This window comes from Emticicia agri, from assembly GCF_004168285.1.
GTDB lineage: Bacteria > Bacteroidota > Bacteroidia > Cytophagales > Spirosomataceae > Emticicia > Emticicia agri.
Genome location: NZ_SEWF01000001.1, coordinates 143479 through 155700, shown reverse-complemented (window position 1 = coordinate 155700; position 12222 = coordinate 143479). Strand labels below are relative to the sequence as shown.

At 40.1% G+C, this 12222-nt stretch carries 9 protein-coding genes; 6 read left to right on the top strand and 3 right to left on the bottom strand.

Annotated elements, in window-relative coordinates:
* Positions 1–187: 187 nt before the first annotated feature.
* Positions 188–676: a DUF4442 domain-containing protein gene (locus tag EWM59_RS00570; RefSeq protein ID WP_130018996.1), complete on the bottom strand. Its 489-nt coding sequence runs from the start codon at positions 674–676 to the stop codon at positions 188–190.
* Positions 677–996: 320 nt separating this feature from the next.
* Here EWM59_RS00570 and EWM59_RS00565 point away from each other — a divergent pair, with 320 nt between their 5' ends.
* The 3 genes from EWM59_RS00565 to EWM59_RS00555 all read left to right on the top strand — a co-directional run bounded on the left by EWM59_RS00565 (position 997) and on the right by EWM59_RS00555 (position 3581).
* Entirely contained in the window at positions 997–1848 is an 852-nt protein-coding gene (locus EWM59_RS00565) for a cupin-like domain-containing protein (protein WP_130018995.1), read from the top strand.
* A gap of 3 nt (positions 1849–1851) precedes the next feature.
* Complete coding sequence (locus EWM59_RS00560; protein ID WP_130018994.1) at positions 1852–2424, top strand: 5-formyltetrahydrofolate cyclo-ligase; 573 nt, start codon at positions 1852–1854, stop codon at positions 2422–2424.
* Positions 2425–2585: 161 nt separating this feature from the next.
* Entirely contained in the window at positions 2586–3581 is a 996-nt protein-coding gene (locus EWM59_RS00555; RefSeq protein ID WP_130018993.1) for an aspartate-semialdehyde dehydrogenase, read from the top strand.
* 197 nt (positions 3582–3778) lie between these two features.
* Here EWM59_RS00555 and EWM59_RS00550 read toward each other — a convergent pair whose 3' ends face one another.
* Both EWM59_RS00550 and EWM59_RS00545 read right to left on the bottom strand, forming a co-directional pair.
* The gene (locus EWM59_RS00550; RefSeq protein ID WP_130018992.1) at positions 3779–5071 is read right to left on the bottom strand and encodes a RagB/SusD family nutrient uptake outer membrane protein; all 1293 of its coding nucleotides are present in this window, start codon (positions 5069–5071) and stop codon (positions 3779–3781) included.
* 94 nt (positions 5072–5165) lie between these two features.
* The gene (locus EWM59_RS00545; RefSeq protein WP_130018991.1) at positions 5166–8336 is read right to left on the bottom strand and encodes a SusC/RagA family TonB-linked outer membrane protein; all 3171 of its coding nucleotides are present in this window, start codon (positions 8334–8336) and stop codon (positions 5166–5168) included.
* A 205-nt stretch (positions 8337–8541) separates the two neighbouring features.
* Between EWM59_RS00545 and EWM59_RS00540 the strand changes: the two genes are divergently transcribed.
* The 3 genes from EWM59_RS00540 to EWM59_RS00530 all read left to right on the top strand — a co-directional run bounded on the left by EWM59_RS00540 (position 8542) and on the right by EWM59_RS00530 (position 12099).
* Positions 8542–9312 carry a DeoR/GlpR family DNA-binding transcription regulator gene (locus EWM59_RS00540; protein WP_130018990.1) on the top strand — a complete coding sequence of 257 codons (771 nt, stop codon included), beginning with the start codon at positions 8542–8544 and terminating at the stop codon, positions 9310–9312.
* A gap of 338 nt (positions 9313–9650) precedes the next feature.
* Entirely contained in the window at positions 9651–10958 is a 1308-nt protein-coding gene (rimO, locus tag EWM59_RS00535; protein WP_130018989.1) for a 30S ribosomal protein S12 methylthiotransferase RimO, read from the top strand.
* Between the two features lie 325 nt (positions 10959–11283).
* Positions 11284–12099, top strand: coding sequence for a tetratricopeptide repeat protein (locus EWM59_RS00530; RefSeq protein ID WP_130018988.1), 816 nt, complete (start codon positions 11284–11286; stop codon positions 12097–12099).
* Positions 12100–12222 lie beyond the last annotated feature (123 nt).

The following is a 12222-nucleotide window of genomic DNA, read 5'->3' as shown; positions in this document are numbered from 1 at the left end:
TGTGTTAGGTACGGAGTTTCACAGAGGATTCAAGCTCAACTTCGTGAAACTCCGTGATTTCAACTCTGTGTCACTCCGTGGTTTAAATTTTTTAATTTATAGACTTATAAACTTTATTCAGGACTTCAAATAAGTTGAGTTACTTATTATTCTTGCTACAAACTGGAAGTTCGCGCCACAAAAAAATCTACTTCTTCAATACCCACGCCCAATTCATCTCCGCCACAATAACTTCTTCTTCCGTTTCGTCTGTAATTTTTACGGCTACGCTTACATCGCCTTTATCTGTTTCACGAATCTGACTAATTTGCTGCTCAGTTAAAGTGGCTACTGCTTTTTGTTGTCCCTGGCTCCGCTTGATGAATTTTACGGAGAGATTTTTCATCAAAGGTAATTTGTTGTCGGGGATATTCATACCCACTACCATACCCGTAGCCGTTTCAGCTAACAGCGTGGTAGCAGCAGCATGTATCTGCCCGATGTGGTTCTGAACTTTAGTTTTGTTTGGAAGTGTAATTACGACCTCGTGGCAGGTCATTTTTTCAAAATGAATACCAGCAGTACCAACAAATTTAACGAATTTCCCAATGGAGTAATCACGCAACCAATTTTGCAGAAAAGCTGGCATTTTCTGCACCTTTGCAAGGTTTCGGTTAAGGGTGTTGTTATATTCCATTAGGATTGAGAGAAAGATTTAGTATCTTTAAATGATTTTTAACAATCATTTCATGCCTGAATAATAGTATGCAAGCATATTATCGGACAAAGATACAGTAAAGAAAATATTATGCAAGCATACTAATATAAAATTTATTTGTAATCAATTACTGGTAAATCCGGCAATAAAAATTTTAGTTGGTAGGGGGTTTTTATGAAACCATTTTTTTGTGGCATTGGTTTTTATTAGTAACACTCAGATATAACACTCTACCATTATTATTATTTTTTATTGATTTGATATTATTCGATAAAAATTAAAATCACTATTTTGTTTGTATGAAACTGATACCCATTGAAAGACGCAGCAACTTGAGTCGAGAAGAGTTCATAGAAAATTATCTAAAGCCTAAAAAACCGGTTATTTTTACCGACCTTGTGAAAGATTGGCCTGCTTTGGATAAATGGACATTTGACTGGCTTCGTGAGAATCATGGACACATTGAAGTGCCTCTTTATGATAACCATGTACACGATGCAAAAAATTATTACAAGGCAGCTAAAACTATGCCTTTTGGCGATTATCTGAGTCTGATAGAACAGGGCCCCACCGACTTACGTATTTTCTTATTCGATATTTTTAAGAAGGTGCCTGAACTGGCTAATGATATTCGTTTTCCGACTATTATGGACGGATTTCTAAAAAGCTACAAATTTATGTTTTTTGGAGGTCAGAATTCAGAGGTAAACCTGCATTATGACATGGATTGCTCACACGTATTTCTGACACAGTTTCAGACCCGTAAGCAAATCGTTCTTTTTCCGCAGGAAGAAAGCGTGAACTTATATCATCATCCGTTCACGGTACAAAGCCATGTTCACCCACTAAAACCTGATTTCAAGAGGTTTCCTGCTTTTGAAAAAGCAGTAGGCTACGAAGCCACATTCGGGCATGGTGAAACAGCCTTTATTCCATCATTATGGTGGCACTATATCAAGTATGTAGATGGCGGTTTCAGTCTGGCTTTAAGAGCCAATGACTCTATATTTACTACCGTAAGAGGCGGCTGGAATCTGGTACGTCATACTTTTGTAGATAAAGGAATGGCTAAGATGTGGGGGCCTCAGTGGAAAGAATGGAAAGAAAATAAAGCCCAGGAAAAAGCAAATCAATCGTTACAGGAAGCTTAATTTATGAGGAAAGCAGCATTAAGGAAGGAGTATCTTCAAAAAAGGAATGACTTGCCGAATTCAGATATCCGGGGATATTCAAAGAAAATTCACGACTGGATTTTCAAGAGTTTCCCGATTCATACCTATGCTGTGATTCATACATTTTTGCCCATCAGACGAAAGAACGAAGTAGATACGCATCTGGTAATTGATACTTTGAAAAAAGACTTCAAGGCTGATATTGTCATACCTAAAAGCCATGATGATGGGAGCATGACCCATTATCCGCTGAAAGATGATACTATTTTATTAGAAAATAAATTCGGCGTACCTGAACCATTGAATGGCTCACCACTAAAGGTAGACCCTAAAGAGGTTGATTTAGTGATACTGCCTTTATTGGCTTTTGATAAACAAGGGTATCGGGTAGGGTATGGTAAGGGATATTACGATCGTTTTTTAGCCCAATGCAGACCAGATGTAGTAAAGATTGGTGTTTCTTTTTTTGAACCTGTGGATGCCATTGAAGATATAAACAATGAAGATGTAAAGCTCAATTATTGCGTTACACCCAACGGAATCTGGAGCTTTTAGTACCTAATTAAACAGGCTCATAAAATATTTTGTATTATTCCAAGAAAAACAAACAAAAATTTCTATTATTTTTGCACTCCCAAGCCCCTTTGAAAATTGGGGCTTTCTTGTAAATATATGTCTAACTAAAATTTGCCCATGTAAAGCATGGGGTTTTAATCATGAAAATCGCAGTTGTAGGTGCTACCGGACTGGTAGGCACTGAAATCTTGAAAGTCTTGGCGGAACGCAATTTCCCCGTTACCGAAATCATTCCTGTTGCTTCTGAAAAATCAATTGGTAAGCAGGTTGAATTTAAAGGTAAGCAGTTTACGGTAGTAGGCTACGAAGACGCAATCAAGATGAAGCCTGCGGTGGCAATATTTTCGGCTGGTGGAAGTACTTCGTTGGCGTTGGCTCCGAAATTTGCAGAAGCAGGCATCCCGGTTATTGACAATTCATCAGCCTGGAGAATGGACCCTACCAAGAAACTGGTAGTGCCGGAAGTAAATGCTGATACACTAACAGCAGAAGACAAAATTATTGCAAATCCGAATTGCTCAACTATCCAGATGGTAGTTGTGATGAAACCATTGCACGATAAGTACAAGATTAAACGTGTGGTTGTTTCTACCTATCAGTCGGTTACAGGTACTGGTAAAGCAGCAGTTGACCAGCTTTTTGCAGAAAGAAGCGGAGACGATGATGCAAAGAAAGTATATCCGCACAAAATAGATTTGAATGTATTGCCTCATATTGATGTTTTTCTTGACAATGGTTATACCAAAGAGGAAATGAAAATGACCAACGAAACCAAGAAAATTATGGGCGATGAAAGTATTGCAGTTACGGCTACTACTGTTCGTATCCCGACTATCGGTGGACACTCTGAGGCAGTCAATATAGAGTTTGAAAATGAGTTTGATTTGGCAGAAGTAACTCAACTATTGAGCGAAACCGAGGGAGTAATTGTACAAGATGACCCTAAGAATTTTGTATACCCGATGCCAATCAATGCCCATGGTAAAGATGAAGTTTTTGTGGGCCGTATCCGTCGTGATGAGTCTCAGGCAAAAACATTGAATTTGTGGATTGTGGCGGATAATCTTCGCAAAGGTGCTGCTACCAATGCAGTACAAATTGCAGAATATTTACTGGGCAAAGGTTTATTAGCTTAATAATATCCACAATAAGAAAAGCGAAAGGGTATCCTCAAGGATACCCTTTCTTGTTTGTTTGAAGATGAAGTGTTTGCGACTCATTTAGCGATATTTAACCCCATTCCCAACCCTTCCCCAACAATGGGGAAGGGAGCAAAGCCCCTCTCCCTACTGTTGGGGAGAGGGGTTGGGGTGTGGGGTTAAAACTCTAATTATCAGATTGCCGGGTCGTTCGGCGTATTAGTATTGTTGTCTTTCTCTGTCGTTGGGTAAGGATACCAGTTACGGGTGCGTTCTGCATCGGCAGTACCCGGCCCCGGGCGGCCAAAGCGACGACTATCTTCCAGGCGGAAGCCTTGCAGAAACAACTCAATACTACGTTGTTTATAAATTTCTGTCAGAATAGCGGCTGCCGATTTATCTCCGGCATAAGCAGGTAAGCCTGCGCCAATACCCCAGGCATCCGTAGTTTTGGTTAAAACATTGTTTAACTCTGTTATTGCGGCATCTAAGTTGCCTTTGCGTGCATGGGCTTCTGCTTTAATCAGCATAATTTCTCCAGGTAAATACACAGGAATAGCAGAATTATTAGCTGTATAGAAGCTCGCTCTGCCTAAGTTGTTGGTGGCGCTTGAGGTCTGGAAAAAGAAAGCAATTCTTTTGTCAGCGGCATCTGGTTTTAGGGTAGCAGGAAGGCCGAAATCAGTATTAGTAGGCTCAGTAACGTTACGGTTGCTGAATACTACATCAAACATCGGGTTACGAGAAGTATCATCAAAGTTAAAGGCCGATTTTTTGGTTAAATCTACCTTTGCAGCAGCAGCCAAAGCTTTATCATAATCACCCAACATAATACTATAGCGAGCAATAAGCGCCTGAATAGTATTCGCTAAATCAATGCCCGGCACAATACGACTGGTAAAATTAGCTGAAACAGGAGTAGCTAAGGCTGTAGCTGCACTTTCAAGCGTGGTTATAGCAGATTTCAGCACATCTGCACGAGGAACAAATGCAGCATTGGTACCTACCGCTAATGGTGCCTGTTCCCAACCTGTAGCCAAATTGCCTAAGGCTAATGCCTTGAAAATAGAAGCATAAGCTATCAGGCCGCTTTTGGTGCCTGCATCCTGTACATTATTTACATTAGCTAATATGGTTTCAGCATTGGCTTTAACTAAATGGCTTTGATTCCATAGATTCGAGATAACCGAGTTAGGGTTTTGTACACTCGTCGCTCCGGTTTCCAGAAACGCCTCATCGCCATTACCTGCGTTGAGTACTTTCAATTCTTTGGTGGTCAGACCAATTGCTGTTGGAAGTGCGTAGCCCGGGCTTGCACGTCCGATGGTTAAGCGATATTGCAAACCGTTAGCTAAGGCAATCAGACCGTTCACGTCGTTGACTACCTGTTGTTCGCTGGCAGCACTCGGGTTTAGGAACTCCTGATTACAAGAAGTTGCCAACAGAGTAGTAGCCGTCAGAACTGAATATATGAATGTTTTTTTCATCTTTTTTAAATCCCCTGTCAAATGTTTCTCATGCTTCGGGGTAAATTTTAAGCATGAAATCTGTTTTTTTGAAATGAACCAATTGTAAGCTCTATCAGAAAGTAGCTGTTAGCTGAATCTGATAAGTTTTCGGAATCGGTACGTTACCGAAATCAACATTGCGTAATAAATCGTTGTTTCCACCGGCATTAGTTTCAGGGTCATAGCCATTGTATTTATCCCACGATACCAGGTTACGACCTACCAATGTCAAGTTGATATTGCTGATACCCTTAATAAGATTAGGCAATTGGTAGCCAAACGAAAGTTCGCGTAGTTTCACGAATGAGCCATTATCCACACGGTATTCACTGATATTAGCCAATGAGAATACATACCCACGAGGTAATTCTCCGGTCATTTCTTTTTCGGCTATATCACCTATCCCTACATTGTTTCTTGTACGTTTATCAGCATTAAATACGCTTACCCCTTGCACGGCATCTAATAAGAATCTGAAACTGAAGTTTTTCCAGCCAAGCGAGTTGACGAATGAACCTGTCCAATCCGGATTAGGGTTTCCAATAATGGTTCTTACAAAAGTAGTTCCTGCCTCGTAAGATGGTTGCCCAGCGGCATCACGTTTTGGCTCATATACGATGGAGTTAGGAACTTGTGTACCTCTTTCACGCTGTGGTAAACCTTGTGAGGTCAATAATAAACTTCCATCAGGGTTTCTTGCATAAGGGAACTCATAGAATACAGAAGCAGGCTGGCCTTGAATCAAGAATACAGGTGCACCTGCGGCATTGGCAATAGCTACTGTAGGGCTACCCAAGCTGATAACTTTATTCCGGTTACGGTTATAAATAATGGTGAAGTCCCAGTTGAAATCTTTTGTTTTAACAGGCGTTACATTCAAAGCTATTTCAAGTCCTTTGTTCTCCATAGTACCCACGTTGTTCACGATACTTGTACCACCTGTAGTAGCTGCTAAAACACGGTTTACCACGAGGTCGGAGATTTTTTGTTTGTAAACAGTTACGCCTAAATTGATTTTATTTTTCCAGAACGAAAGGTCTGCGCCACCCTCTGTCTCTGTCATACGTTCAGGACGCACACTTGGGTTTGCCAGCGTAGAACTCGGAACAATGGTATTACGCCCTAACAACGGTACAGGCAGGAATTGCCAGAAACGGTCGTAAGAACCAATCCCTGTCAGGTTTCCGGCCTCGCCCCACGACGCACGAAGTTTTAAACCACTTACAATATCATTTATTTTACTATTCTTCCAGAAATCTAAATCAGATGGTACGAAACTGCCGCTTAACTTAGGGTATAACTGTTTGGTTTCGCTTGGAGAGAATTTAGACGAGCGGTCCTGACGGATAGCACCTGTAATAAAGGCAAGATTTTTATAGCCGAAAGTAGCCTGTCCGAAAAAACCGCTCAGATTGTATTGGTCTACACCAAAACCTGCGGTTACAGTTGTGCTGGCCGCACCACTTACTGTTTCAATAAACGGAGCAAGGTTTTCGCCACTTGCTCTGGCAAATTCTACTTTGCTCGACTGATAGTTGCCGCCCGCAATCAGATTCATGGTGAAATCTTTGCTTAATTCACGTTGATAGGAGATGTTTAAATCAGTATTGAAAAGCAAAGAGTTATTGTTGGCATTAGCTGCATAACCATTCGGATAACGTTCTGCCGGAAGACCCGCCGCTGCCTGATACGGATAGGCAGGAATATAGTTTTTACCTAAGGCGGCATACGCATCGACACCCACAATCCAGTCAATGGCAAAGCCTTTGAATGGGGTTAAATTCAACTGAAAATCGTTTACGGTACGGTTAACAGCCTGTGTAAATTTCATGGCTTCAATAGTAGTCAATGGGTTTACACGGGTTGGCTCTACGGCTTGTAAGTTTCCGGCAGCATCACGCACAGTAATATCATAAATATTATTAGTGATATTAATTGAGTTGATAGGGCTATAGAACACATTACCATTAGCTTTTTCGTTAGAGAAGCTATTGGTATAGCTTAAACCTACCGACATTTTTGCCCAGTTAGCCAGACGTTGGTCAACTCTTGCCCTTACACCATAACGGTTGAAATCTGTACCTTTAACAATCCCTTCGTTTTTCATGTACGACAACGAAGCAAAATATTGTGTTCTGTCGTTACCGCCACTGATAGACACATTGTTGTCTGTACCCATACCTGTCTGAAATATCTGGTCCTGATAGTCGTAACGTTTTACGTCAACCAGGTTATTAGCCAGATTATTGTTGGTTCCGTCACGCTGAATATTGACAACAGTAGTTCCCGGATTGGCTGCTATCTGTGCCGGTGAGATAACACCGATGGTATGTAAGCGAAGACCTGCAAAACCAAATTGCTTACCATAAGTTGAGATAAATACTTTTTTGCGTAGCTCATTAGCATTTACACTGGTAGTAAACGTAACACGAGGCGTACCTGTTTTACCACGTTTGGTAGTAATTAAAACCACACCATTGGCCGCACGTGAACCATATTGTGCAGCGGCCGCTGCACCATTAATTACGTTAATGCTCTCAATATCAGCAGGATTAATATCTGCCAGACGGTTAGTGCCGATAGTAGCCGCACCTACCTGATTTCCTAAAGCTGTTTGCGAAACGTTAGCAGAAGAGTTGCTCACAATAACCCCATCAATTACATATAGAGGGTCAGAACTACCCTGAATTGATTTTACCCCACGTAAACGAACCGTGATTCCACCGGCAGGGTCTCCTGAGTTCTGGGTAATCTGTGCACCGGGTACTTTACCTTGTAAGGCGCTTACCAGGTTTGATGAACCGGTTTCTTTTAACTGGTCGGCATTTACGGCACTGATGGCATTCCCTAACTCACGACGAGAGGTGCGGATAGTAGAACCTGTTACCACTACCTCGTCAAGATTCATTACATCGTCTGCAAGGGTTACATCTAATGTGATTACCGTCTGGTTATCTAAATTTACATCCTGTACTTTAGTGGCATAGCCAACCGAACTCACCGAAATTTTGTATTTTCCGGAGTTAAGACTGGCATTCAATGTGTATGACCCTTCTATATCGGTCATTGTTCCAAAGGCTGTTCCGTCAATTTTAACAGTTGCCCCGGGTACACTTCCTGAAGCATCTGAAACTTTGCCCTTAATTACATAGGCTGTCCGTTGCGCCCATACGCTCAGCGAGCAGAGCAGCATTACAGCTAAGTAACTAAAAGACCTTAATTTTAACTGGTAATTTTTCATCATAAGAATAAGAGTTTAATATGATTAAGTAAATAGCTGTTAAAAAACGCATAAAGCCGCATTTCTGAATAGCAGAATGATTTGCATATTTACTACTAAAAAATTGATTGTAAAACACTTATTTAAAATATTTATTTGTTTTTTTTTACCTTTGAAAAATAATATATAACTTAGTTTATATAAAATTGCATAAAACCGCAAAATAATAATGCACAAAGTCGCAACGCCTCTGCTATTGAAAAAAGAACGACAGGATTTCATTATCAAAGAACTGAATTTACATAATAAAGTACTGTCGTCAGACCTTTGCAGTCAGCTCAATGTATCAGAAGATACCATCAGAAGAGACCTGAACGAGCTGGCAGAAAACGGTAAATTAGTAAAAGTTCACGGCGGAGCGTTATCGGTTTCTTATTCGGGTAATAGTAGTGAAGATGTCATTTATGCCCGTGAACAAAAACTCACCATTGCCAGAAAAGCAGTCAGCCTGATTCAGGATGGTATGCTTATTCTGACCAGTGGGGGTACTACTTTAAGAGAGGTAATTAAATTGCTACCCAAAGACCTGAATGCCACTTTTTGCACGGTAAGTTTAATGACAGCCGAAGAACTATTGAAACACCCGAACATTGAGGTAATTTTTATTGGAGGGAAACTCTCAAAAGATGCCAAGATATGTGTAGGCGGAGACTCTATTCTGAAATTGGGTGAGATGTCGTTCGATTTATGTATGATTGGTACAAACGGTATTGATGCCAGATTTGGCGTAACCGACTCTGACCTGGAAGTAGTACAGGTAAAAAAAGCGATGCTCAGGGCCTCAAAGAAATTAGTGGTACTCTCAATTTCTGAAAAACTGAATACAGTTTGCAGAGGAGGTATATGCAAGCCTAACGAAATAGATTACCTGATTACTGAATTAGATGAGCATGCAAAGGAATTGGAAAGCTATCATCAGGCAGGGATAAAACTGTTGTAATTTTTTATACTACTGTATAGATTTGCCACAATGTACACAATGGAATCACAATGTTACACAATTCTGTTGCGGCAATTACGATTTACACTATTGTGAAACATTGACTTGGCGTCCCCGACTGGGCGTCCCCGACTGGGCGTCCCCATGTTTTAGTGTACATTGTGGCAACCTAATTGAAGCAAAGAATCATATTTTATAAATGTGGCTTTATTGATAAATACTTGTAATTAAGCCTGTTAATCTTCCGAAGTTTTTTATTCTCCTGTTCTTTTCCGAACTTTGCAGGATGAATAGCCGTTAGTCTATTCTATGTTTGTCAAATTCCAATTAATACAAAGTTGAAAACAAAAGGGTCTGTTAAAAATAAAGTAAATATAGTTACGCTTGGTTGTTCGAAGAATCTGGTCGATTCTGAAGTGATTTATACGCAGTTGAAGGGCAACGGACTGAACGTAACACATGAGTCAAAAAAAGACGATGCCAATATTGTCATCATTAATACCTGTGGGTTTATTGACAATGCCAAACAGGAGTCAATTGATACCATTCTTCGTTATGCTGACGCCAAAGATGCAGGCGTAGTAGATAAAGTATATGTAACGGGCTGCTTGTCACATCGCTACAAAGATGAATTAGAGGTAGAAATCCCAACTGTTGATGCCTGGTTTGGTACCAACGAATTACCTCGTTTATTAAAGACTTTAAAAGCTGACTATAAACAGGAACTGGTAGGAGAGCGCTTACTGACTACCCCGGCACATTATGCTTATATGAAAATATCGGAGGGTTGCGACCGCCCTTGTAGTTTCTGTGCTATTCCATTGATGCGCGGTAAACACTTTTCAAAACCGATTGAACAATTGGTGTTGGAAGCTAAAAACCTGGTAAAGAAAGGTACAAAAGAGTTAATCCTATTAGCACAGGATTTAACTTATTATGGTTTAGACTTGTACAAGAAACGGGAATTAGCTAATTTACTCGACCAATTATCAGATGTAGAAGGGCTTGACTGGATTCGACTGCAATATGCCTACCCGTCAGGCTTTCCGTTAGAGGTTTTAGAGGTGATGAAAAACCGTTCGAATATCTGTAAATACCTCGATATGCCCTTGCAACATGGTTCTACAGAAATGCTGAAAATCATGCGCCGAGGTATTACCAGAGAAAAAACAGAAGACCTTATCAAAACCATTCGTGATACTGTACCTGATATTGCTCTGCGTACTACGCTGATTACCGGACATCCGGGCGAGACCGAAGAGCATTTTGAAGAAATGTATCGGTTTGTAGAAGAAACCAGATTTGAACGTTTAGGGGTTTTTCAGTATTCGCACGAAGAAAATACACACGCCTATTCAATGCCCGATGATGTGCCTGCAGAAGTAAAACAGGAGCGTAACGATTTGATTATGGAGTTACAACAGGGCATATCACAAGAATTGAATCAGGAGAAAATAGGTAAAACGTTTAAGGTATTATTTGATAGAAAAGAAGGCGGACACTTCATAGGCCGTACAGAGTTTGACTCTCCTGAAGTAGATAACGAAGTTTTAGTGCCTGCTTCTCAGTATGTTCGCATGGGCGATTTTGCTAATATCAGAATTACTGATGCCACCGAATTTGATTTATATGGTGAAGTAATTTAGTGAATGAGTGATTTCGTGAATGAGTGATTAAAATGCTGAGTTTATGACAAATAATTTCGATTAATTTTGCACTATTAATTAAGCAATACGGTAGGAGTAGCTGACATTGGTTATTAAACCACTAATGGTTCTTAATCACTCATTCACACAATCACTAAATTACTCAATAATTTATTATATAGCTTTCCCTTTACATGAGCCAGATATAAGCCTTTCACTAATTCATTAAAACATCAGGTTTTAGAGGTTTATTAAAATTTTTGAAAATTCTAATAATACAGGCAGACCTGACGTTATTTATTCGATGTTCATGTCAAGAAAAGTGATGAGATTGTATTTGTTTTCGTGTGTATCTGTACTTATTTCAGTCGAGCTACTGGCGCAACAACCTGTGTTTCGGTCTCAGAGTACAACTGTGAGTGTTTTTTCGTCAAACACTACGCACACTACCAAGCCTAATTCTTTTATTTCGGAAACTGAAAAAAAGAACACAAAAAAACATTTCGCTCCTGCCGGAATCAATATCCATTTAATGCCTCTCTTTGGCGGATATGATAAAACCGACAGTCAGAAAGCTATTGATGCCGAATTTCTGAAAGTGTGCGATGTGAACTTCAAAAACCGCAAAGAAGCAAGTGAATTCTTCGCTATAAGGGCATGGGAGTATTTAAGTGAAGGACAAAAAGATACTGCTACTTACCGTTTCAATTTAGCTTATCTGCTTGATGATGAAAATGTAGATGTTTACTGGGGTTTGGGTGTCATTAACTATCAGAATGAAAAGTATGAAGATGCTGTTAATCTGATGGAGCATGGGCTGGTATTAGACGATGAAGACAATGTAACGCTGATGGTTGATTTATCTACCGTATATCTGAAATGGTTTATGGTTGATAAAAAGAGCGAGCATATAGATAAAACATTTGAGCTTCTGACCAGTGCACTCAGAAAATCCCCTGAATGTGCCAATGCGTATATGCAACTCTCGTTGGCAAAACTTACCAACAATCAGCTTGATGAAGCGTGGGAAAACTTCCATAAAGGTTATGCGATTGACCCACAGAATGCCAATGCTGAAATTCTGCAAGCCTTGTTAGAAAAGAAAGAAGACCCTAAGGGGGTTTTTAAGAAAGCACAATGAGCGGAGGATTTGTGGGGCGAACTTCCAGTTCGCCGTAATTATAGAAAAGGAGAAGACTATTTTGAGGTGTTTTAACTATTAGTGATAATTATTGGTCTGATAGCGCTGTATTACCTGTAGTAA

What these genes read in the sequence shown, in the direction of transcription:
- EWM59_RS00555 (WP_130018993.1), top strand. Translation starts at nt 2,586, where the DNA reads ATGAAAATCGCAGTTGTAGGTGCTACCGGACTGGTAGGCACTGAAATC.
- EWM59_RS00540 (WP_130018990.1), top strand. Translation starts at nt 8,542, where the DNA reads ATGCACAAAGTCGCAACGCCTCTGCTATTGAAAAAAGAACGACAGGAT.
- EWM59_RS00530 (WP_130018988.1), top strand. Translation starts at nt 11,284, where the DNA reads ATGAGATTGTATTTGTTTTCGTGTGTATCTGTACTTATTTCAGTCGAG.
- EWM59_RS00545 (WP_130018991.1), bottom strand. Translation starts at nt 8,336, where the DNA reads ATGATGAAAAATTACCAGTTAAAATTAAGGTCTTTTAGTTACTTAGCT.
- EWM59_RS00560 (WP_130018994.1), top strand. Translation starts at nt 1,852, where the DNA reads ATGAGGAAAGCAGCATTAAGGAAGGAGTATCTTCAAAAAAGGAATGAC.
- EWM59_RS00565 (WP_130018995.1), top strand. Translation starts at nt 997, where the DNA reads ATGAAACTGATACCCATTGAAAGACGCAGCAACTTGAGTCGAGAAGAG.
- EWM59_RS00550 (WP_130018992.1), bottom strand. Translation starts at nt 5,071, where the DNA reads ATGAAAAAAACATTCATATATTCAGTTCTGACGGCTACTACTCTGTTG.
- EWM59_RS00570 (WP_130018996.1), bottom strand. Translation starts at nt 676, where the DNA reads ATGGAATATAACAACACCCTTAACCGAAACCTTGCAAAGGTGCAGAAA.